Origin of the sequence: Paenibacillus tyrphae (assembly GCF_027925525.1) — a bacterium.
Lineage (GTDB): Bacteria > Bacillota > Bacilli > Paenibacillales > NBRC-103111 > Paenibacillus_G > Paenibacillus_G tyrfis_B.
This window is the reverse complement of sequence record NZ_BSDJ01000005.1, coordinates 47,846-69,852: the sequence shown is the minus strand read 5'-3', so window position 1 is coordinate 69,852 and position 22,007 is coordinate 47,846. Positions and strand designations below refer to the sequence as shown.

At 57.3% G+C, this 22,007-nt stretch carries 19 protein-coding genes; 1 reads left to right on the top strand and 18 read right to left on the bottom strand.

What is annotated here, in order from left to right:
* Positions 1-46 precede the first annotated feature (46 nt).
* Positions 47-838 (top strand): GNAT family N-acetyltransferase, encoded by a 792-nt coding sequence (locus QMG93_RS07535; protein ID WP_281935040.1) that lies wholly within the window; start codon positions 47-49, stop codon positions 836-838.
* A gap of 79 nt (positions 839-917) precedes the next feature.
* Here QMG93_RS07535 and tatA read toward each other — a convergent pair whose 3' ends face one another.
* The 18 genes from tatA to QMG93_RS07445 form a co-directional block, all read right to left on the bottom strand.
* On the bottom strand, positions 918-1,112 hold the full coding sequence (gene tatA, locus QMG93_RS07530; protein ID WP_010494167.1) for a twin-arginine translocase TatA/TatE family subunit: 195 nt from the start codon (positions 1,110-1,112) through the stop codon (positions 918-920).
* A gap of 96 nt (positions 1,113-1,208) precedes the next feature.
* Positions 1,209-1,865, bottom strand: a complete 657-nt coding sequence (locus QMG93_RS07525; RefSeq protein WP_281935037.1) for a YdcF family protein — start codon at positions 1,863-1,865, stop codon at positions 1,209-1,211.
* Positions 1,865-2,254 carry a Fos family putative thiol transferase gene (locus tag QMG93_RS07520; RefSeq protein WP_281935035.1) on the bottom strand — a complete coding sequence of 130 codons (390 nt, stop codon included), beginning with the start codon at positions 2,252-2,254 and terminating at the stop codon, positions 1,865-1,867. The genes QMG93_RS07525 and QMG93_RS07520 overlap by 1 nt, the downstream gene beginning before the upstream one ends.
* Before the next feature lies 1 nt (position 2,255).
* A complete protein-coding gene (locus tag QMG93_RS07515) occupies positions 2,256-2,951 on the bottom strand; it encodes an alpha/beta hydrolase (RefSeq protein ID WP_281935033.1) in 696 nt (231 codons plus the stop codon).
* A gap of 174 nt (positions 2,952-3,125) precedes the next feature.
* Complete coding sequence (locus QMG93_RS07510) at positions 3,126-3,848, bottom strand: peptidylprolyl isomerase (protein ID WP_281935031.1); 723 nt, start codon at positions 3,846-3,848, stop codon at positions 3,126-3,128.
* A 121-nt stretch (positions 3,849-3,969) separates the two neighbouring features.
* Positions 3,970-6,843: a PBP1A family penicillin-binding protein gene (locus tag QMG93_RS07505; protein ID WP_281935029.1), complete on the bottom strand. Its 2,874-nt coding sequence runs from the start codon at positions 6,841-6,843 to the stop codon at positions 3,970-3,972.
* A 186-nt stretch (positions 6,844-7,029) separates the two neighbouring features.
* A complete protein-coding gene (gene hfq, locus QMG93_RS07500; RefSeq protein ID WP_010494175.1) occupies positions 7,030-7,269 on the bottom strand; it encodes an RNA chaperone Hfq in 240 nt (79 codons plus the stop codon).
* 12 nt (positions 7,270-7,281) lie between these two features.
* A complete protein-coding gene (gene miaA / locus QMG93_RS07495; protein ID WP_281935025.1) occupies positions 7,282-8,256 on the bottom strand; it encodes a tRNA (adenosine(37)-N6)-dimethylallyltransferase MiaA in 975 nt (324 codons plus the stop codon).
* The gene (locus QMG93_RS07490) at positions 8,250-9,023 is read right to left on the bottom strand and encodes a class I SAM-dependent methyltransferase (protein ID WP_281935023.1); all 774 of its coding nucleotides are present in this window, start codon (positions 9,021-9,023) and stop codon (positions 8,250-8,252) included. Before QMG93_RS07490 ends, miaA begins: the two co-directional genes overlap by 7 nt.
* On the bottom strand, positions 9,024-11,015 hold the full coding sequence (gene mutL / locus QMG93_RS07485) for a DNA mismatch repair endonuclease MutL (RefSeq protein ID WP_281935021.1): 1,992 nt from the start codon (positions 11,013-11,015) through the stop codon (positions 9,024-9,026). It lies immediately after the preceding gene.
* A gap of 89 nt (positions 11,016-11,104) precedes the next feature.
* Positions 11,105-12,553: a S41 family peptidase gene (locus QMG93_RS07480; protein ID WP_281935020.1), complete on the bottom strand. Its 1,449-nt coding sequence runs from the start codon at positions 12,551-12,553 to the stop codon at positions 11,105-11,107.
* A gap of 34 nt (positions 12,554-12,587) precedes the next feature.
* On the bottom strand, positions 12,588-15,404 hold the full coding sequence (gene mutS / locus QMG93_RS07475) for a DNA mismatch repair protein MutS (RefSeq protein ID WP_281935018.1): 2,817 nt from the start codon (positions 15,402-15,404) through the stop codon (positions 12,588-12,590).
* A gap of 190 nt (positions 15,405-15,594) precedes the next feature.
* Positions 15,595-17,070, bottom strand: coding sequence for a putative amidoligase domain-containing protein (locus QMG93_RS07470; RefSeq protein WP_281935016.1), 1,476 nt, complete (start codon positions 17,068-17,070; stop codon positions 15,595-15,597).
* 148 nt (positions 17,071-17,218) lie between these two features.
* Positions 17,219-17,785, bottom strand: coding sequence for an outer spore coat protein CotE (locus tag QMG93_RS07465; protein ID WP_281935014.1), 567 nt, complete (start codon positions 17,783-17,785; stop codon positions 17,219-17,221).
* Between the two features lie 107 nt (positions 17,786-17,892).
* Positions 17,893-18,858: an aromatic acid exporter family protein gene (locus tag QMG93_RS07460; protein ID WP_281935012.1), complete on the bottom strand. Its 966-nt coding sequence runs from the start codon at positions 18,856-18,858 to the stop codon at positions 17,893-17,895.
* Positions 18,859-19,058: 200 nt separating this feature from the next.
* Entirely contained in the window at positions 19,059-20,015 is a 957-nt protein-coding gene (locus QMG93_RS07455) for an ABC transporter permease (protein ID WP_281935010.1), read from the bottom strand.
* Positions 19,996-20,796 (bottom strand): ABC transporter ATP-binding protein, encoded by an 801-nt coding sequence (locus QMG93_RS07450; protein ID WP_281935008.1) that lies wholly within the window; start codon positions 20,794-20,796, stop codon positions 19,996-19,998. Before QMG93_RS07450 ends, QMG93_RS07455 begins: the two co-directional genes overlap by 20 nt.
* Before the next feature lie 79 nt (positions 20,797-20,875).
* Positions 20,876-21,901, bottom strand: a complete 1,026-nt coding sequence (locus QMG93_RS07445) for an ABC transporter substrate-binding protein (RefSeq protein WP_281935006.1) — start codon at positions 21,899-21,901, stop codon at positions 20,876-20,878.
* Positions 21,902-22,007 lie beyond the last annotated feature (106 nt).

Here is a 22,007-nt window from a genome sequence, read left to right as displayed (position 1 = left end):
GTATATTCATAATAAAATTCCTTTCAATAAGGAGGCCTTAGGACAAATGAAGGCACTACAAGATCGATCGATGTTCCGCCTCCTTGAACGACTGGCTCTGCGGACATGGCCCGCACAATTGGAGCAACCTTGCGAAGGGTGGATTTTTCGGGCATCCGATGGGTTGACGAAGCGCGCGAATAGCGTATGGACCATTGACGGCAGCGAGCAGTGGGCCGAAAATGAGAAGGCAATCGCCGATGCGGAAGCGTTCTACAGGAGCCATCGCTTGACTCCGCGCTTTCATATCAGCGAAGCTTCGCCCTCCGGGTTGGACGAATACCTCGAAAGCCGGGGATATGTAAAAGAAGTACCGTGTCTCATGATGACGACGGACGTTGGTCAAGCGATACGGCGGACGGAGCCCGTGTACGGAAATTCACTGCGCGCGGTTGTCCAACCGTCGCACGACGCCTCTTGGCTGGATCATTTTTTGGCGCTGGAAGGCTTCACCCCCGAGCTCTTGGGGTTTTACGCAAGCCTCTTCTCCCGAATCGAGGCGCCGACCGCCTATGTTAGCATTATGGACCGTGACCAATGCGTCGGGATGGGAACGGCCGTCGCTGAAGACGGATGGTCCGGCTTCGTCAATATCGTCGTGCATCCGCACCTTCGCAGTCAAGGCATCGGCAAGCGCATCGTTCATGAGTTGGCGCGCTGGAGCCGGGATCAAGGAGCGGACCGCTTATATTTACAGGTGATCGCGGACAATGCCCCGGCCAACCAGCTTTATTCGGGAGCGGGCTACGAGAAGCTTTTCGCCTATCATTATCGTACGAAGCCTATGGACAACCTTTAGCCGCAAAATGGACTACGAAAAAACTCCCTCTATTCTAAGCTCAGAACGAGCATGTAGTAGAGGGAGTTTGCGCCGGCACTCAGGCTTTCTTATCGTCCTGCGGCTTGTTATCGTCTTTATCCCCGGACATGAGTCCGCGGGTCGATTCCTTGAATTCACTGAGCGTCCGACCGAAGGCTCTTCCGAGCTCAGGCAGCTTGGACGGACCGAAAAGCAGCAGCAGCACGATGACAATCAGAAGAAGTCCTCCGATACCGATGTTTCCGAAAGGCAATGCAATCAACTCCTTCTCGCCTGGAGATCGTAAATTACATTATACCAGCTTGTCCCCGGAAAATAAATCGCTTCCTCCTTACATTACCCGCCAGACTCAGGTGACCGGCCGGTACCCGAAGACGGCCCGCATTTTGTCCCACTGCCATTTCGTCAACGCGAGCGTTTCCCTGCTCTTATGCCAGGCCATCGTAAGCACACTGGATTCCATCGGCGATACGGAAGGGGAAGCATAGCCCAGGAACTGCGCCATATCGAGCGCACGCACCGCATGATAGCGATGAGTGACGATAACCGCCGAAGTCCAGCCGTGTTCCCTCATGATCGTTTGGCTGAACAGCATATTTTGCAGCGTGCTGCGCGCTTCGTTTTCCAAATAAATGGACGCGCTCGGCACTCCTTTCTCCACCAAGTAGTTGCGCATCCCCTCCGCCTCCGTCAGCAGCGAATCCGCACGGTCGTAGCCGCCGGATACGATGATGCGGGGGATAACACCGGCTTGGTACAGCTCGACTGCACGGTCCAGCCGTTCCTTTAACGCAGGACTCGGCGTCGTTTGCCATAAGGCCGCTCCCAGCACGATTCCAACGTCGTGCGGCGGCAGTTCCTCATCCGGCAGCGTGGCCATCCGCCATTGAATGAAGCCGCCCCATAAAAGCGCCACAGCGCCCATGGCGAGCATGAATCGGAACAGCTTGCTGACAGTACGGCGAAGCCCTGGTGCAATCGGCTTAACGCGGTTCACCCCGGCCATCAGGACCACCCCTTCATACGTTCCGCTAAACTGCCTGTAAACAGCTCCAGCTCGGTGCCGTCCGGATCGAGAAAGTTGATGCTGTACCCGCCTCCCCGCTCCAGCGGTCCCCTGACGATGGGAACGCCCGCCTGCTGCAGCTTACACGCTGCGTCATGGAAATCTTCTTCCGCTATGGAAAATGCAATATGGTCAACGCCATAACCAGGCTTATCCGAAGACTCGCAGCTTCGTTCGATCAAACATACCCAGGCGCTCCCCCATTCCAAATAAACGTCGAGACGGCCGCGATGAACGAGCCTCATTCCCAGCAAAGATTGGTAAAACAACAACGATCTGGACAAATCGGATACGCGAATCGTCACATGATTGAACCCCGTAGCTTTCAACTCAAACTCCCCTATGCTGTTCATTCGATGAGTCCAAAAAGCGCGCAACGGCCGCGAATAGCTGAGGAGCCTCGGGCTCCAAGCAAATCATATGGCGGGATTGCGGCATATAGAGCAGCTCTTTCTCGCCCCGGAGCCGGTCATAAATATACCGGGCGCTATAGGGGTGAATGACCTGGTCTTGTTTCCCTTGGACGACGAGTGTCGGCACGGAAATTCGCGACAGCTCCTGCTGCTTCACATAGCGGACCAGTTTCATGAACTGCAAGGGCGCCGAAAGCGGTACGCTTTTCGGACGCTCCCACGGCTCTCGCATTCCGATACGGACACGCTGCGCCAAATTGCGGATAAACTTTCCCGGACTCACATAAATGACCGCCGCGTTAAGCAGCACGAGACGGCGGACCGGAAAACGGTTAGCCACATAAGTGGATAGCAGACCGCCCATCGAAAAACCGACCACATCGATCGGGCCGTTCTGCCGGCTTAGTCGGCCCGCTTCCTCAGCAACGGCATTCAGCCAATCTTGCCATTGAACGCCGCGCATCATCCGCGGTCCTGCGTCATGCCCCGGAAGTGTAGGCAGCACGCAAACATAGCCCTGCTGCCGCAAGTAATCCGCAAGCGGCTGCAGCTCAAACGGTCCGCCGGTAAATCCATGCAGCAGTAAGCAAACACGCGGTTCATGATTCGGCATGATCGACATTTCTCCTTAGGCGAGCGATTCAAGCGCTGCTTGATCATTTGGACTCTCTGCTTAGTAGACGTAAGACAGGGGAGTTTCGTTTCAAATGCATTCCGGTTTTTCGCCGGTCACCGGATCAATGCCGATGAATGCAAAAGCAGCGTGGCACTGCCACGCTGCTTTCAATTATTTCTCGGTGATCGCAACCGATTGGATCGTCACTTTCTCGGTCGGAACGCTCGGAGACGCTTCGCTGCCCTGCTTAACGGGGGTCTCAGCGATCTTCTGGATGACATCCATGCCTTCGACCACCTTACCAAAGATGGTGTAATTCGGACGCTGGTTCAATGACTTGCTGTCATCGCCGGTGCAGATGAAGAATTGGCTGCCATTCGTATTTTTGCCCGAATTGGCCATCGCGACGATTCCCGGCTCGTACTTGTGCGACGTCTTTAGTTCGTCCTCAAATTTATAACCGGGGCCCCCCGTCCCGTTGCCGAGCGGGTCGCCCGTCTGGATCATGAATGTCTTGATGATCCGGTGGAACGTGATGTTGTCGTAGAAGCCTTCCTTCGCCAAAAATACAAAGTTGTTTACGGTTTTCGGCGCTTCCTTGGCGTACAGCTCCATCGTAAATGCGCCTTTGGACGTCGTAACCGTCGCCTTGTAAGTTTTGTTAGTATCAATAGACATCGGAGGCGGAGACGACCAAGATTTTTTGGATGTCTGCTCAGTGCCCGTTTTCCCTCCGGCCTGACCGTTCGTCTGCCCGGCAGTCTGGCTGTCGTTCTTCACAGGTTCCTTCTGGGCTTCCGGAGCGGGCTTCGTGCCGCAGCCGGTCGTAATCATAGCGAGCAGCGCGGCAGCGCATGCCCACTTTGCCGTTTTTCTTACCATTTCTGCATTCATCGGATCAAATTCAACTCCAATTATGTCAAAGTTTGTATAAAGCAACCTTCACATGCTTTATTATACTACGAGCTTTCCGAAAAACAAAAATCCTCTCGTACAACGGGACGACGCGATCGCACTATCGTCCCGTCTGTGTCGTTGATCCTGCCGAAGCGGAATCGGTTCCCGCTCCATCGGTCGTTCCTGTCGAAGCGCCGGAACCGGTCGTTCCTGCTGCTGCTCCGCTACCGCCTCTGAAAGAGCCCCCGGCCCCCGCGTCCGTACTGCTTCCCGTTCCCGAGCCGTTTTTGCCGCCGCTCGTCCCGGAGGTTCCATGGCCTTTACCGCTGTTCGTCTGCGTGCCGGAATTCGTGCCGCTGGCAGGGTTCGTGCCATTCGTTCCGGTTCTTGTATCGGTGCCGGCTCCGCTATCCGTTCCTGGGCGTCCCGTCCCCGCTCCGGTTCCGTTACTGCCTCCCGGCTGCGAAGTCTCGCCACCGGGCCGTGTGCTTCCGCTCTGTCCTGTTCCGGGCTTGGTGCCCTGTTCTGTATCGGGGCGGCCGTCCGTTCCGTTTCCGCCTTCCTGGTCAGGACGCTGTCCTTGGTCCGGCAGACCGGTTCCCGGATCGCCGTTCCCCGGTTGTCCGGTGCCCGGCGGATTCGTTCCCGGTTTTCCGCCCGGCGAATTCGGGTCAAGCTTACCGTTCGGATCAGTTCCCGGGTGCAGCGGGTCGAGCGGATTTCCGCCGAGCGCATCAACCTTGACCGTCGCCACATTCGAGCGCGCGCCGGTCGTATTGTTCTCGGGGTTGTAAGGCACAACGACATATTCGTACGTATCCGGCTGAGTAATCAGCCTGTCGGAAAACTCCGTCATCGTCGTACTCTCTAATGGCTCTGCCGGGAAGTCTGCCATCTTGCTGTCTTTGCGGAAGATCTGGTACGTCATATTGTCGCCAACGCCGCTCCAATTGAGCTCTACCTTCGAATTGCCGCCCATCACAATGTGCTCGGCCTTCAAATCGGTGATTCCTTTCGGAGGCGCAGTCAGATCCTTGACGCCGTCCGGTCGCTTGAAGGAGGTCATCGGGCGTTTGGCCAGCGCCTTTTGCATGACCTCCTTGAAAATAATGCCAGGGCTGCCGCTGCCCATTGTGACGTAATGCTTCGAATCCGTTTTGTCGAAGCCCAACCACACGGCTGCGGTCCATTCCGGCGTATAGCCGACGAACCACAGGTCACGGTTGTATTTCTCCAACCCTTTCAAATCAAGCTGCGTGGTACCTGTCTTTGCCGCCAGCGGACGATCGAATTTCGCCGCCGCTCCAGTACCTCCCGGCTCCACGACACCCTGCATGAGCTGGGTCATATACCAAGCCGTCTTGGCGCTCATGACGGACTTGGTTTCCCCTTTGAACGGAGTGATCTTGCCGTCATCGCCAACAATTTTGGTAATGGCGTGCGCGGTTGGCAAATTCCCGTTGTTCGGGAAGGCGCTGTAGGCCCGCGCCATTTGCAGCGTCGTTACGCCCTTGTTCAATCCGCCAAGCGCAATCGCCAAGTTGCGATCGTTTTTCTCATCGAGGTCGATGCCGAGCTTTTTGACAAAGTCGATACCCGTCTTTACGCCAATTTGGCTCAAAAGATCGACGGCCGGAAGGTTCATCGACTTCTTGACCGCATCGAACATGCTTACTTCGCCGCGGTACACTCCGTCGTAGTTGCGAGGCGAATAGCCGTTATACGATTTCTGCACATCAGGCAGCCTGCTGTACGGGTTGTACTTGCCGGATTCGATGGCCGGCGCGTAAGCGACAAGCGTTTTGAACGCCGAGCCCGGCTGCCGCGGCTGGGCGACTGCTCGATTCAAGCCGCGCGCTACGTAGTCCCGGCCCCCGATCATCGCAACAATACCGCCGTCCTCGTTGTTCAGGATGACCATGCTGCTCTGCATTTTCTGCTCCGGTCCATCCTTTTGGAACAGTTTGTCATTCGCGTACGTCTGCTCCATAATTTGCTGGGCGTTCGGGTCAAGCGAAGTATAGATTTTGTACCCGCCCCGTAGCAAATCGTCTTCGTCGAACTTATACATGTCCTGCGCTTCCTTGAGGACGTAATCGATGTATGTCTGGTACTGCGATTTGCCCGTGTTCACCGGCGGCGCGTACTCTGCAGCGACGGCTTCCGCTCGCTGGGCTTCCGTAATGTAGCCCTGCTCCTGCATTAGCTTCAGCACAACCGCCCGTCGGTCTTTTGATTTATCCGGATTCGAGATCGGATTGTACGTGTTCGGCGCTTTCGGCATCGCCGCGAGCGTAGCGACCTGCCACAGCTTCAAGTCCTTCAAATTGGAGACGCCGAAATATACTTTGGAGGCCGCCTTCACGCCATATGCCCGGTTGCCGAAATAAATCCGGTTCAAATAATAAGTTATGATTTCGTCTTTCGTTTTCTTCTTCTCAAGCGCAAGCGCAATGGACATCTCCGTCGCCTTGCGGAAAAACGTTTTGTCCGAGCTTAAAAATACGTTTTTGGCGAGCTGCTGCGTGATCGTACTACCGCCTTCGACCATGCTTCGCGCGACAACATCCTTCACAAGAGCGCGTCCGACGGAAAACAAATCGACGCCTTGGTGTTGTTCAAATCGCTGGTCTTCCGTAGCAATGAACGCCTGTTTCAAAATTTCGGGAACCTCGGCCGGATCGACATTTTCCCGGTTCTCCACCTTCAAAACGCCGGCTTCATTCCCGGCTGCGTCGTAAATGATGGACGCTTCGCTAAAGTTCAGCTTATCGATGTTTTCCTCGACGATCTTGTCGCCGTTCACCAGGACGAAAATGTATACCCCCATCCCGCAAATGGCGGCGAGCGCGCCGGTGACAAATGTCCATGCCAGAACTTTGCCTATGGTGATTTTCTTCTTTTTCTTCGGTTTTACGGATGATTTTGCGGATGATGTCGGTTTCTTCTCCTTCGGTGCTTGGCCCGGTGTTCTGCTGTTTCTTCCCGTCATGCCCCGACTCCCTTTCTGTGTCTGTGTGCAATGCACAGCCTTTTTAACCTGCATCAAGGCTTACTAAACAAAGAACAACCCTAACGAGCCGGGTTGCTCTTATGCTTCGTATCCATTTAGACGTATGGAAACCTGAAAAAGTTGCTTCTCCGGTTTCCAAGTTCTGGCCGCTAACCAAAAAATCCGCTATTCGGCGCTATTTTCCTGCTGCATGAGCGACACCGAACGCTGCGGCGTAAAGGTCGAAATCGCATGCTTATACACCATCTGCTGGCGTCCTTCGCTGTCGATAATGATCGTAAAGTTATCGAACGCGCGAATGACGCCGCGAATTTGAAATCCATTGGTCAAATAAACGGTGACCGGAATGTTCTCCTTGCGCAATTGGTTCAAAAACGTGTCCTGAATGTTAATTGACTTGTTCATCAATGGGCCCCCTCAAAAATGGTTAACGCCAAATGTTAGCTTGTCTGCTATTATAGCACGAATCTGGTCCAGTTGGGTAGAAAATTCTTCCATTTCACTCATATCCACCCAAACGATGTCCTTCATATGCCGAAACCAAGAAAGCTGACGTTTCGCAAAATGACGCGTGTTCTTCTTCAGCAAATCGACGGCTCCTTCTAAGGAATACTCTCCCTGCAAGTATGCCGCGATTTCTTTATAGCCGAGCCCCTGCATCGAAACGAGCGACGGTCCGTAACCTTTCGCCAGAAGCCCCCGAACCTCCTCGACCAGCCCTTGCTCAAGCATGAGATCGATTCGCTCTTCAATACGTTTATATAGTAAAGCTCTATCCATTGTCAACCCGACGATACACAATTCGTACGGGCTCTGTTTTTTTTGCGTCTTAAGCTGGTCGGAAAGCCGTTCTCCGGTCATATGAAAAATCTCAAGCGCCCGGATAATGCGCCGCCTGTCGTTCGGATGCAGTCGCTGCGCCGACTCCGGATCAATCTGGCGCAGCCGCTCGTGCAGCGCTTCCGCACCGTGGGCTTCGGCATAAGCCTCCTGCTCCGCGCGAAAAGCCTCGTCCGAGCCCCCTTCGCTGAAACGGAAGTCGTAGCAGACCGATTCGACATAAAGGCCCGTTCCTCCGACAATAAACGGCAGCTTTCCTCGGGAATCGATATCCTGGATCAGTGATACGCACCGTTCTTGAAATTCCGCCACCGAAAACGGATGGTCCGGGTCGTGGATGTCGATCATATGATGCTTGACCCGGGCAAGCTCTTCCGGCGACGCTTTGGCCGTACCGATATCCATCCCCCGGTACACCTGCATCGAATCTCCGGAAATAATTTCAGCGTTGTGTTCTTCGGCCAGCGTTAAGCTAAGCCTGGTTTTTCCGACGGCGGTCGGGCCGACGAGCACTAGCAGCTTCGGCCGATGCCGGTCCGTCTCTGTCAGCATCTTATCACTCCATAAGCTATTTTGGTGGAAGACCGGTGCACTTCCGCAAAGCCCAGCCGGTCGAATTCCTGACTGTCCCGGTGCTCCTTCATCACGACCGCCCGGCGGGCGACCCGCCGCGCTTCCGCCACCGCTTCTTCCGTCAGCGCCCGGTCGTCGGCTATGCCGCGGATCGCCTTGATCGAGGTCGATTCCGTGATCGGCTTGCGAAACATCGGATCGAAGTACACCAGATCGGCGCTGTCCGGCGGCAGTGCACGCAAATAACCGTTATGATCTTGACCGATCACCTCAATGCGGCGCATCGCTTCGTTCAGTCCGGGTACATCCGAATGGTAGGTCTTAAGACCTTGTGCCAACAAAAAGCACGGAATCCGCGCCGTTTCCAGCGCCGTCACCGCTCCTTCGGGTCCCGCCGCAAACGAGAAAACGATGGCGTCCGAGCCAAGCCCCGCCGTGCAATCGATAATCCGGTCCCCGGAGCGAACACCGGCGAGCGCCAGCAGCGGATCCGTCTCGCCGTTCAGCAGCCTTTTGATCCGGACCGCCGCCGTGCTGGGATGAAAAAACAGCGGCAGCCGCTGTTCGTGATGGTATTCGATCCGCTCTTTCGAGATCAGCAAAATATCCTCATCCCCGTACCGATCCCGCAGTTGGGCGAGCGTCATTCGCCGCCGCCGGATACAGCGTCCGCCAAGCGCGCGCGCCAGCGTCTCCGCCTCGCTTAGCTGCGCGGGATTCGGGTCATAGGAGGTGGTAACGAACAACTACATCACCCTTTTAAACATTTTTTCCAGCTCATAGGTCGAAAAGCTCACGACAATAGGTCTTCCGTGCGGACATGTATACGGATTGCGGCAGGCCGCCAGCCGGTCGAGCAGCGTCTCGATTTCCAGCAGACCGATGCTTTGGTTCGCCTTGATCGAAGCTTTGCAGGAGCACATGATCGCCGCTTTTTCGCGCAGCTTGCCGATATCCACCTGCTTCTTCTCGCCAAGCAGCCATTCGATCATTTCTTCGATGAGCGCCTGCTCCTCGCCCGCCGGCAGCCAATGCGGATACGCGCGGACGAGGAACGAAGCCCCGCCGAACGGCTCCAGATAGACGCCCGCCTGCTCAAGCTGCGGCAAGCGGTCGGCCAGCTTCGCCGCTTCGATCGCGGTGAACTCCAGTGTCAGGGGCACAAGCAGCTCCTGGCTCGCTTCCGCGGGATTGCCGAATTTGTCGTAATAATGCTCATAATTGATCCGTTCATGCGCCGCATGCTGGTCGATCAGGAATAGCCCTTCCTCGTTCTGAGCGACAATGTACGTGCCGTGAAGCTGCCCGATCGGGTGCAGCTTCGGAAAGGCCGGCAGCGCCGGAGGCTCCTCCGCCTGCGGCGTCATCGCGCGCAGCAGCGCCTCCGAGGCCGCCGCCGTCTCGCGCGGCGAAAGCCGCTCGCGCTCCGCGCCCGGCTGCGCCGCGGGGCCCGCGGATGCAGCGCGCAGCTGCGGCTCGCCCGCGCCTGCGGCACCGCCGCTGCGCTGCGGCGCTCCGCCGGGCGGCTGCGCCCACGGCGAGGCGCTGGCGGCGCCTGTGCCCGCGCCCGGCGCCGGCGCGCTCCAGCGCTCGGCAGGAGCGGCTGCGCCCGGCATCGGCGCCCCGGTGGGCTGCCTCGCAGCCGACGCTTGCGCTTGCGGCGCCTGCGGCCGGTAAAGCTCCAGCTGCTCCTGCACGACCGCCTCCTGCAGCCGCTTGGCCGCCGGCATGCTAGCGGCCGGGATCAGCCGCTGCTTCCCGAGCGTCTCGCGCACCTCGCGCTCGACGAGCTGCATCAGCTCCGGCTCCTTGCTGAAGCGCACCTCCAGCTTCGCCGGATGGACGTTGACGTCGATCAACGTCGGGTCCATCTGCACATGCAGCACCGCAACCGGGAACCGGTTGATCGGCAGCAGCGTGTGGTAACCCTGCAGCAGCGCCTGCACCATCGGATAGTTCCGGATGTAACGACCGTTGATCACCGTCGAGATGCCGCCGCGATTGGCCCGGGTCAGCTCCGGCTTGGCGATATAGCCATCCAGCCGGTAGTCAAGCGTTTCCCCGCGTATGGGCAGCATGTTCTTCGCAACGCTCGTGCCGTATATTGCCGCAATCGCCTGCAGCAAATCGCCGTTGCCGAGCGTTTGCACCAACGTATGTCCGTTGTGTTTCAGCGTAAAGGCGATCCCGGGATGCGCGAGCGCGAGCCGATATATATAATCGGTGACGTGTCCGAGCTCCGTCTGGATCGTCTTCATATATTTTAGACGCGCAGGCGTATTGTAAAACAGCTCCCGCACCGCAATATCCGTTCCCCGGGGAGCCGTTGCTTCCATCTTCGCGCGGACGGTACCGCCCTCGATGACAAAACGACAGCCGAGTCCGCTCGTATCCGGCGCGGTCAGGCACTCCACCTTCGAGACGGCGGCGATACTCGGCAACGCCTCCCCCCGGAAGCCGAGCGTGCGGATCGCGAACAAATCCTGCGTACTCGCAATTTTGCTCGTCGCATGACGGAAGAAAGCCGTCTCGCAATCGTCCGGGTCCATACCGGAGCCGTTATCGGTGACGCGGATCAGCTCCAGTCCGCCTTCCTCGATCGCCACGTCGATTCTCGTGCTTCCGGCGTCAATCGCGTTCTCCACCAATTCCTTCACGACGGAGGACGGGCGTTCAACCACCTCGCCCGCTGCGATCTGGTTCGCAATATGTTCGTCTAAAATGTTTATTTTACCCATAAACAGGTCTCCTTAAAAGTCCGGCCAATCGAAGCCGATACGTGCGCGGATCATAATTCCGGACACAGCCTGTCCCGCATGCTGAAGTATCAGTTGGCGCCCAGCGTCAACGTTTTGCCGTCGTCCTTCCAGCTCAAACCGTTAAAGGCTGCGGCCGTCTGCGTTACGTTGAGATAGCCCGTACCGTTCTTGAGCACGAAATCGGCCGCAGCCGGCGTATACGTAGTTTTGGCATCCCCCGCTACAAGCTGAACCGATCTTGCAGCTTCGTTCCACTCGACGCTCGCGCCCAGAAGAGCCGCCATGACGCGGGCCGGAACATATGTTTGCCCATTCTCGCGGATAACATCGAACGAGTCCTGAACTTCCGTGCCGTTCACTGTCGCGCTGTGCCGATCCAGCGTCAAGTCAATCCGGCTGGCGCCTGCGGCGCGAATCGCCGTCAGCAGCTGCGCCATCGCGCCTTCGACTTTTTTGTCCGGCTCAAGGCCGACTTGGTTCACCTTGCGCAGCTTGGGCGTCAAGTATTCCTCGATCGTCACTTTGATCGCGCCGCCCGATTTCAGCGGAATGACGTTCTGTACGCTTCCTTTGCCGAACGTTTTCGTGCCGATCGCCGTAATCGCGCCGTAGTCCTGCAGCGCTCCCGTCAGCACCTCCGAGGCGCTCGCACTGTTCCCATTCACCAGGAAAAAGACCGGAAACGGCTGCGTCGTCCCGTTTGCGAATTCGACCGGTTGGTCAACTCCGTTGCGGTCCCGCGTATGAATGAGCGTCCCCTGCTTGACGAACAAGCGGGCAAGCTGCTGCGCGGTTTCGAGCAAACCGCCCGGATTGTCGCGAAGGTCGACGATCAGACTTTGGATACCTTGCGCTTTAAGCTCGCTCAGCTCCTTGCTGACCAGTTCGTCGGCATCGCTGGAGAAGCTGGCGATTTCGATATATCCGACGTTTTGAAACCGTTTGGCGACAACCGTCGGAATCTGCACCTTTTTCCGTTTGACGGTCAGCTCTTTCGTTTGCCCGTCGCGCAATACCTGCAAGCGAACCTCCGTATCGACCGGTCCCAAAATTTTGGATGTCACTTCGTCGATCTTTTTGCCTGCCGCCGTTTCGTCACCGACCTTCACAATGATATCGCCCCGAAGCATCCCGGCTTCCTTCGCCGGAGAACCGGCGAATACGTCTGCAACGTATACGCCTTCCTCCTCCATGCCTACCCGCACGCCAATGCCGACATATTGATTTTGGACCGCATCCTCGAACGATTGCAGCTGCTCCGCAGTGAAATATTGTGTATAAGGGTCTCCCAGCGACTCTACCATTGCCCGGATGCCCGTTTCGGAGAGCTTGTCCGCCTTCGGCCCGCTTACATGGTTTTTCTCCAGCGCGTCCAGCACTTCGGCGATCCGATCGGCCGCAACCGACTTCGCGTCTGCGGCGAGCACCGGCGAAGCAGCAGGAATCAGCAGGGTTAACGCCAGCATCGCCGAGACGGTTTGTCGGCGCCACTTTGGAAGTTTTTTGGAAGTATTCATCAATGGTTCCTCTTCTCGAAGTAATGGATAAGACTTAATTAGGCAGCTGTTTCTTTAGCTCATACAAAAAATTCATCGCCGTCATCGGCGTCATGTTCATTAAATCGGCCGAGCGCAGCTGCTCCAGCACTTTGTCCGTTTTGGCGTCGCGCTTGGACGGCTTCTCCGGCTTCGCTTCATGGACGGCGAATAAACTGAGCTGCACGATGTCCCCTACCTCAGGCTCCTTCGTTGCCGCGTCCAGCCGCTCCGCTTGAAGCTGCACGGCCGGGACAGCGGCTTCCACGGCGTAACGGACGGCTGCCTGCGCATCCGGCGCAGCAGCCTCTGCGATCGTCTCCGCTCCGTTCGGAGCCGCCGTCTCAGGATGTCCGGCAACTTGCTCGTTCGCGTTCCGTACCGCCGGTTTATTCTCGCTGCCGGCCGCCGGTTGTACCTGTCCTTGCAGCAGCTCCGTCCGCGCTTCGAACGAATTCAGCAGCTCGTAAGAGCGCTCGATGATGCTGGCGGGCAGGCCGGCGATTTGCGCGCAATAGATGCCGTAGCTCGTGCTTGCGGCCCCACGGATCAGGCGGCGCAGGAACGTGACCTGCTTGCCGCTCTCCTTGACCGCCATGCAGTAATTGCGCAGGCCGCCGAGGCTTTCCTCCAGATGCGCCAGCTCGTGAAAATGCGTCGAAACGAGCGTTTTGCAGCCGATTTTGTCGTGCAGAAATTCGATGACCGCCTGCGCAATCGACATCCCTTCTCCGGTCGAGGTGCCCCGGCCCAGTTCGTCGATAATAACCAAGCTTCGCTCCGTCGCTTTTTCGGTCATGACTTGAATGTCCATCATCTCGACCATAAATGTACTCTGACCGCCGATCAGATCGTCCGCCGCCCCAATACGCGTGAAAATCCGGTCGATCACCGGCACTTTCGCCCGCTTCGCCGGAACGAAGCAGCCGATCTGCGCCATCAGGCATATCATCGCCACCTGACGCATGTACGTGCTTTTCCCGGCCATGTTCGGTCCGGTGATCAGCAGCATGTTGCCGTCTTCACGGGTCAGCCTAGTCTCGTTGGCGATAAATACGCCGTCCTCCAGCACGGCTTCCACAACCGGGTGACGTCCTTCTTCGATTTCCAGCTCGTAAAAGTCGCCGATTTCCGGGCGGGTAAACCGGTTCGAGGCGCTCACGTGTGCGAGCGACTGGTACACGTCCACCGTCGCGATCAGCTCGGCCAGCTGTTGCAGCCGTGGAATATACGAAGCAAGCTGGTCCCGCAGTCCCACGAATAACTCGTACTCGAGGTCAACCATGCTTTCCTGCGCTTCGAGGATCAACGCTTCTTTCTCTTTCAGCTCCGGCGTCACGAACCGCTCGGCGTTGGCCAGCGTCTGCTTCCGCTCGTACCGGCCTTCTTCGAGCTGGGATAAATTGGACTTGGTCACTTCGATAAAATAGCCGAACACTTTGTTGAAGCCGATCTTCAGCGATTTGATGCCCGTCCGCTCCCGCTCCTGCTTCTCCAGCTCGGCAAGCCACTGCTTGCCGTTCGCGCTCGCTTCGCGCAATTGGTCAAGGCGGGCGCTGAGCCCGGCCCGGATCATCCCTCCGTCGCGGACAGAGACGGGCGGCTCGTCCACGATCGCTTCCGCAATCCAGGTCATCAAATCCTGGCACGGGTCGATCCGCGCCGCCAAAGCCGCTAGCGTACGAGAGCCGCTCGCTTCGCATTGCTCACGGAGCGCAGGGACCTGCTGCAGCGACACCTTGAGCGCGACCAAGTCGCGTGCGTTGGCGCTGCCGTACGCGATACGCGCCGTAAGACGCTCCAGGTCGTACACTTCCTTGAGCGCCTGCTTCAACTCGTCGCGCACGATCAACTGGTTGTACAGCCGATCCACCGCTTCCAGACGGTCGTTGATGTGCGCCGCATTCATCAGCGGCTTCTCGATCCAGCGGCGGAGCAGCCGCCCGCCCATCGCCGTGACGGTATTGTCCAGCAGCCAGAGCAGCGTCCCTTTCTTGGAGCGGTCGCGGACTGTCTCCACCAGCTCCAGATTGCGGCGTGTGAACGGGTCCATCACCATATACTGATTCGGCTCGTATACCCGAATATGCTTGATATGCGATAACGAACGCTTTTGCGTCTCCTGCAAGTAGCCCATCAAAAGCGCGAGCGTTTCCCGGCCGCTTTCCGGCAAGGACGTCAACTGCTTCTCCGAGAACAGCCCTTCCGGCGCCAAGCCGCCTCCGGATACGGGCTCGCGCGGCGTCATGACCGCGGTTTTCAGCCAAGTGGACGCGCTGCCCCGGATCTGTTCCAGCACCGCCTCACTGCCGAGCAGCTCCGAAGGACTGTAAGTGTTCAGCTCGTCAAGCAGCAGCTCGAACGAACCCGAAAGCCGCGTCACATACAGCTCGCCGGTGGAAATGTCGCAAGCGGCAAAGCCGTACCCGCCGCCAGAGAAGACGACCGCGACGATATAGTTGTTCACCGTCTCGCTGAGCGAACGGGCATCCATCACCGTCCCTGGCGTCACGATCCGGACAATTTCCCGGCGCACGACGCCTTTGGCTTCCGCAGGGTCCTCGACCTGCTCGCAAATGGCGACTTTGTACCCTTTTTCAATCAAGCGCGCAATATAATTTTCCGCCGAATGATAAGGCACCCCGCACATCGGTATGCGCTCTTCCCCGCCGCCTTCGCGGCCCGTCAGCGTAATTTCGAGTTCCCTCGCAGCCAGAAGCGCGTCATCGAAAAACATTTCATAGAAATCGCCCAACCGGAAAAACAAAAAGGCGTCCGGCACTTCCGCCTTTACAGAAAGATATTGTTCGATCATTGGCGTATATTTGGCCATGCTTCATCCTCCAACTGCCTGCTTGCGTCTTCACGTCCGCCTCGTCGAATCCGGCCCCTGGACGGGCCGACAGGAAAGCGGAAGTTACGACATGCCGGCCCCAATCGGCCGACACGTTTCGCTGCCATATGTATCATGCTAATCTATCATTTCATCATTATAGCACGAATTGCTAGAGAACTCCCAACCTCTATCGGAAGGGAGAGATTTTCCATTTGGGACGGATATCCTCGCGTTCGTTCCACGATTTCATGCGCAGCATCATGCGCCGGAGCGGCAACAAATAGCTCTCGTGCCGCCCATACTCCGGTATTCTCTCCAAATCTCTCCAGAGCGCAGGCAGGAGCAGCCGGATGCGTTCCTTGTCGCCGCGGTAATACGCCTTCACCACTTCAGGGTCGGACAAAGGCCGCTGCTTCAGCGCATGATCGTTCCCGGCCACCAGCTTTGCCAGCGCCAACACGCCCTTCGTCACGGCAGGCGATACCATCCAACTCGGCAGCACGCGGTATTCGAACCCGCCGTATTTTTTACGTCGGAAGTCGCCGAGAAATCCGTACCGCGGCTTGCGCGCCCCCGTCGTCTCTCCCTCCAGCAGCGTCAGCGGCAGCGCCATATAGTTGTCCAGCGCGCGCAGCAGCCTGCTGCTCAGCTCTACGCCGCTGAAATGAATATGGCCGCCCAGCGGAAAACCGCGGACCGGCATGCCGCCCGCCACCCAGATCAATTCGGCATCGGAGATGCGTTTGGCCGCAAGCTGCATCGTCCGGTGCAAATGAATGACCAGCTCGCGCACATCCGTGCTTGGCTGCGGACGCAGCTCGGCGAGCGCGAATATTTTTCTTCGGCCGGGCAGGACGATCGAATCACAGCCGAACGGCCCGTCCTTCTCCGCGAACCGGGAGGCAAGCGTCACCTTTCCCTGCCGGTTAAGCAGCAGAAACTCCGGGTCCGCGCCCAGCATGACGTCCCCGCTTTTCGCGGCCGTCTGTTCTTCCGGCGGCTCGCCGTATCGGTTTATCGCTTCCGCGAACAATTCGGCGAAGCGCGGAGTTAAGAGCGGCACCGCCTCTACGCCGCGCACCGCGAGGCTGCCGTCCGGCCTAACCCCGATCCGTACGACGCCGTAATCAAGCCCGAGCGCATAGATCGCTTTTACCGCTTCGCGCATCGCTTTGGCGCCGTAATAGCTCGGCTGCTCCCGCCCGATTTCCGTATAATCAGCTTCATCCCCTTCGCGCGCTGCAAGGCTCTCTCCGGCCCTGCCCCCGTAAAACACGGTCTGCGGCTTATGGAACAAGGAGAGCGCCTGCAGATGGAACACCGGTACGACGAACCGATGCGACCAACGGGTGTCTTGACAGCGTACTCCGCCGCCCGCGCGTTCCGTTTGTCTCATGTCGCCAGCCTCATGTACCTCGAAAGCGCAATCGATCCCGTGCAGCTCCAGCAGCTCCGCCGTACGGCGCGCGTTCGCCGCCAGCAGCATGCTTTTCACCGGCTGCAGCACTCCTCTGTCACCGCGGTCCGGATGATAAGTACCCCAATGGATCGTAACGCCTGGCTCTTCGCTTCCTTTCGGTGCCTTCGTTCCGTGCGGAATGTGAAGCCGCTCCAGCAGCAGATCGAGCGTCGGCTCGCCGGAATGGAGCAAAAATACGCGCATGCAGAGGTCCTCCCTTCAAAATTCAAACGCTAACCGTGCCTTAAACACGGCCCGTTCTTGGGGTAAAAAATAATTTGGGTTCAGCCAACAAAAAAGAGGGCAACCGCCCTCTCCAATCTGCAACCGTTCGGCATATATTAACAACAAATCAGTTCAATTCCTCATCAAGCAGATCGGGATCGAGATCTTCAAAATCGCCATCTTCCACACCGCCGAAGTCCACGTGCTTGTCGTCGTATTCGTCGCAGCCGTTCGGGCAGACAACGACGCACACTTTCGTTTCGGCGAACATTTCAACCTTGAATTCCCGCTCGACGCGGATCAGCACGTTATCTCCGTGCGAGGAGATGCTGGCTTCCACGCAGTTCGGTTCTTGCGTTGCGACCGCCGCCACTTCGGCCGTCGACGGTTTATGCTTCTTATCGAGGTAGTGGAGCGGCACCACTTCCACATAAGAAACGGTTTCTTTCGCAACATCCGTTTTGGTATTCCGGTCGTACGAATACCAAATGTTGATGTCGTAAGTACCTACCACTTCCACATTTTCCCCCGACTTTACCGCATCGTATTGGTTGTTGATAACCCAAGCACCCAGAATACTGGTCGGAGCATGAGGCGGAGTGACCGTGTTAGTTACTTGCGAAAATTTGCGTCCTTTGCCACAGACAGCCTTCGTATAGATCTCTCTGCACTGCAAATCTTTATCTAATGACATCCTTCTAACCTCCTCCATACAATCATTCATTACATTTGTATGCAGGACATTCGTCTAGTGTGATAACTTTTTTATCATATTTTACTTTTGTCGGAAGGTTAACAGAATCAGGCCCTCCCCAGCGGTTCCTCCACGGGCCGCTTTTCTTTTTTGGCGACGGACAAGTATACTTTCAGCTCTTCTACCAGCTGCAGCAGTGCGGCGCGAACCTCGAATTCCTCCCGCGTGGCCGGCAGCGGCATGTACCGGAATTGCTGCTCCAGCTCGTTCAGCTTTTTCTCGCTCCGCCCCGTATAATGATCTACCTTGACATCTTCCGTCAGCCCGTCGAACACCAGGGCCAACAGCTCGCCGTGCGGCAGCGTTTGGTAGATGCGGGCGACAAGCTGCACCATTCGCTGGATCGCGTCCAGCTGCCTTTCCCTCATGTAAAAGTAAACCGACCAATTGGGTCCGCCGGCGAACAAATTGTTCTCGTTCGCACGCTGGGCGACCTGTATCGCCTTGCGGATCGCATCGTCCGCCTCCAGCAGCTCCGCGCCGCTCCATATGTATTCGTTGTCTCGCAGATGGTGCGAGAGTTCCAAGAATATTTGCGAGAAAAGCTGCTCCACCCGCTGCTTGTATTCCTGCAGCAGCTTGTCCTCTCTGGGCATATAGCCTATGTTGATCAGCGTCGCCGTGCCTAGCCCGACAAGGAGCAGGGCGATCTCGTTCAGCAGAAGCTCCGCGCTGACCCGGCCGGAGGCGAACACATGGAACATGACGACCGAGCCGGTAACAATGCCTTCCTTTAGCTTTAACCGGCTCAATATCGGGTACAGCACCAAAATAAACACGCCGATCACCCACACATGAAAGCCCAGCGCCCAAAACAGCCCTGCCCCGAAAAACAGACCGACAAGAGAGGCCGCAATGCGCTGAAACGACGTCTGAAGTCCTCTCTTTTTCGTTACGTCGACGCCTAACACCGCGAGCAGCCCCGCCGAGAGGGGTGACTGCAATCCGAGCGTCTGCGCCAAAAAAATGGATACGATAACCGCCAGCGCGGTCTTGATGACTCGAAATCCCATAGGCTGAGTTCCTCGCTTCGACAACTGGTCATTGAATTCGTCTATACAATAATGTACCCACATCTTACCGTTTTTCGACAAAATCCTCAACGAGTGAAGTGGGATTGTCGATAATCTTTTGTTTTTTAGAGTGTAACAAGGGATGGAACCCGCTAACAGATCCCTGCTTCCCGAAACAAGGATCTGCCCTCCGCCTTCATTTAATCCCGACCGCCTCGATTTCTCCCCGTCAGTTTCCCTTCCATATAGACAACGGCTTGATACATGAAGGTCGCGACCACGGCAATAAGAAGAACGCTGCCGATCACAAGCGTAAAGTTGAACACCTGAAAGCCATAGATGATCAAATAGCCGAGCCCTTCCTTGGAAACGAGAAACTCGCCGACGATAACGCCGACCCAGGAAAGCCCCACGTTCACTTTAAGCGTGGATACGATGGTCGGATACGAGGCGGGCAGAATCACTTTACGGAAAATCGTGCTCCGGTTCCCTCCGAAAATCCGCACCACCTTGAGCAGATTCGGGTCCACCTCTCGGAAGCTGTTATACACGACCAGAATCGTAATGATGACGGTAATCGACAGCGTTGTCGCGATGATCGACAGCATGCCCGGGCCGAGTGCGACGATAAACAAAGGGCCGAGCGCCACCTTGGGCAGGCTGTTCAGAACGACGATATACGGATCAAGCACGCGGGAGAGAAACGGCGAATACCAGATGAGTGCGGCGATCGCGGTGCCGAGAAGCGTGCCGAGCACGAAGCCGACGATCGTCTCCCACACGGTCGTCCCTGTGTGTACGAGCAGCGTACCGTCCGCCGTTTTCTCAATCAGCAGCCCCCACACGCGCGTCGGAGAGCTGAAGAGAAGCCCGTCAATCCACTGCAATCGGCTTGCCGCTTCCCAGCCCGCGAAAAACAAGATCAGCAGCACTAGTTGAGTCAGGCGCACGGATGTCGTCAGCTTGCGCTCGCTCCGGCGAAACTGTGCGTACACTTGCCCGGCCAAGCTTTCGGATCGTGCTTCCCCTGACTTTAAGCTATAGACCTTTGCAGCCGCTTTCTCCTCCGGCCGTTCGAAAGGTACGCCTGTTCCTTCAACAGCCGTATACGCTAGACTCCCGTCTTCCTTCGCCTCCTCAAGTTTCCGCCGGTCCATGACCTCCGCCTCCTTTCCCGTCCATCTGCTCGAACCTCCCCCACAGCTCGCGGAACAACTCGTGAAAGCCCCCAATCTCGCGGGCATGCAGCGGCTGGGCTTCCCGAATAGCCCCCGGCACTATGACCTCGGTCAACACGCGCCCGGGATTCGGCTGGAGCACCACAATGCGGTCGCTCATTGCGATCGCTTCGGTGATGTCGTGGGTGACAAGCACGGCGGTCTTGCCGCGAGCCTTCAAGGTTGCGGAGATCAAATCCTCCAGTTGGAGCTTGGTCTGGTAATCCAGAGCCGAGAACGGTTCATCCAGCAGCAGGATGTCCGGTTCCGCCGCAAGCGTCCGCACCAGCGCGACCCGTTGGCGCATGCCGCCGGACAACTGGTGCGGATAACGGTCGGCATATCCGCCAAGCCCCATTTCGTCCAGCAAATCCAGCACATATTGGCGGGAAGCGGCATTCAAGCGTCCGAGCAATTCGAGACCGATCGAGGCGTTCTCGAAGATCGTCCGCCAAGGAAATAAATAATCCTGCTGGAGCATATATCCGACTTTTGGAGTCGGTTTTTGAATCGGTTCGCCCAGCACTCGCACCGTTCCCGAAGTCGGCGTCAGCAAACCGCTGATTAGCGACAGCACGGTCGTCTTCCCGCATCCGCTCGGGCCGATGAGACTGACGAATTCACCCGGCGCGATCGCGAGCTGCACATCCTGCAGCGCGACGTACGCGCCTTTGCGGTTGACATATACTTGTGAAACGCCGTCCAGCTCCACGGCATACATACGGCCATCCCTCCTTGTGCGCTTAGCCTAAATCCCCGAAGCGACGACGCGCCCTAGGTGACCCTATCGGCTGCCGACACTACTTCACATTTTGCTTCGCTTTTTCGGCAAATTGAATGTTGACCAGCGTGTTGAAATCGGCGCGCTTCTTGAGCTCCCCCGCCGCTTCCATCACATCCTGCAGATTGTTCCACTCGTGTTCGTCGACGATGCCGTCGGCGGCAAACGACCCTTGATCCTTGTAGCGCTTGATTACGCTGCGGACGATATCTTTTTCCGTATCCTGGAAGTAAGGGGAAATGGCCGCCGCAATGTCGTCCACGCTGCTTTGCTGCACCCAGTTTTGCGCTTTTTGCACGGCATTGGCGAATTTCTGGACCGTATCCACGTTCTTGTCGATGTAGCTCTTTTTTGCCATGAACACCGTGTATGGCAGCTTGCCGCTCTCTACCCCGAAGGAAGCGACGACGTAGCCTTTGCCCTGCTTCTCGAACATCGATGCCTGCGGCTCGAACAGCTGCACGTAGTCCCCCGTGCCCGATGCGTAAGCGGTCGGGATGTTGGCGAACTCCACATTCTGGAGCAGGTTCAAATCGTTCTGCGGATGGATGCCGTGCTTCTTCAGCGTAAATTCGCCGGCCATCTGCGGCATCCCGCCTTTTCGTTGCCCGAGGAAGGTCGAGCCCTTCAGCTTGTTCCAGTCGAACGGGCCTTCGGGAGGCTTGCGCGCCACGAGAAATGTTCCGTCGGTTTGCGTCAATTGCGAGAAGTTGACGACAGGGTCGCCCGTGCCTTGCTGGTGCACGTATATCGAAGTCTCGGAGCCGACCAGCGCGACATCGATTCCGCCCGACAGCAGCGTCGTCATCGTTTTATCGCCGCCGAATGTCGTCGTCAGCTCGATATCGAGCCCCTGTTCTTTGAAAAATCCTTTCTCCACCGCCACATATTCCGGCGCATAGAAAATCGACCGGGTCACCTCGCCGAGCCGGACCTTTACCCGCTCCCCGCCTTTCTTCGGACCGCAGCCTGCGAGCGTCGCGCTCGCCGCAAGCACCAGCACAAGCATAAGCGCCGCCGCTCTCCCCAGACGCCTTGTATTCATAGGCCAGTCCCTCCCTGTCAGCGTCTTAACGCATGACGAACTTTAGATACGACAGCATATGAACGCGCCTAGAAAATGGTGAGAACGGATGTCTGTCGAAACCGAA

Bases quoted from the DNA above. Each gene is read 5' to 3' on its own strand.
- QMG93_RS07480 (WP_281935020.1), bottom strand. From the start codon at position 12,553: ATGAATACTTCCAAAAAACTTCCAAAGTGGCGCCGACAAACCGTCTCG.
- QMG93_RS07535 (WP_281935040.1), top strand. From the start codon at position 47: ATGAAGGCACTACAAGATCGATCGATGTTCCGCCTCCTTGAACGACTG.
- QMG93_RS07465 (WP_281935014.1), bottom strand. From the start codon at position 17,785: ATGTCATTAGATAAAGATTTGCAGTGCAGAGAGATCTATACGAAGGCT.
- miaA (WP_281935025.1), bottom strand. From the start codon at position 8,256: ATGCTGACAGAGACGGACCGGCATCGGCCGAAGCTGCTAGTGCTCGTC.
- QMG93_RS07460 (WP_281935012.1), bottom strand. From the start codon at position 18,858: ATGGGATTTCGAGTCATCAAGACCGCGCTGGCGGTTATCGTATCCATT.
- QMG93_RS07455 (WP_281935010.1), bottom strand. From the start codon at position 20,015: ATGGACCGGCGGAAACTTGAGGAGGCGAAGGAAGACGGGAGTCTAGCG.
- mutL (WP_281935021.1), bottom strand. From the start codon at position 11,015: ATGGGTAAAATAAACATTTTAGACGAACATATTGCGAACCAGATCGCA.
- QMG93_RS07470 (WP_281935016.1), bottom strand. From the start codon at position 17,070: ATGCGCGTATTTTTGCTCCATTCCGGCGAGCCGACGCTCGATCTGCTG.
- QMG93_RS07515 (WP_281935033.1), bottom strand. From the start codon at position 2,951: ATGCCGAATCATGAACCGCGTGTTTGCTTACTGCTGCATGGATTTACC.
- QMG93_RS07510 (WP_281935031.1), bottom strand. From the start codon at position 3,848: ATGAATGCAGAAATGGTAAGAAAAACGGCAAAGTGGGCATGCGCTGCC.
- QMG93_RS07525 (WP_281935037.1), bottom strand. From the start codon at position 1,865: ATGGCCGGGGTGAACCGCGTTAAGCCGATTGCACCAGGGCTTCGCCGT.
- QMG93_RS07450 (WP_281935008.1), bottom strand. From the start codon at position 20,796: ATGTATGCCGTGGAGCTGGACGGCGTTTCACAAGTATATGTCAACCGC.
- mutS (WP_281935018.1), bottom strand. From the start codon at position 15,404: ATGGCCAAATATACGCCAATGATCGAACAATATCTTTCTGTAAAGGCG.
- QMG93_RS07505 (WP_281935029.1), bottom strand. From the start codon at position 6,843: ATGACGGGAAGAAACAGCAGAACACCGGGCCAAGCACCGAAGGAGAAG.
- hfq (WP_010494175.1), bottom strand. From the start codon at position 7,269: ATGAACAAGTCAATTAACATTCAGGACACGTTTTTGAACCAATTGCGC.
- QMG93_RS07445 (WP_281935006.1), bottom strand. From the start codon at position 21,901: ATGAATACAAGGCGTCTGGGGAGAGCGGCGGCGCTTATGCTTGTGCTG.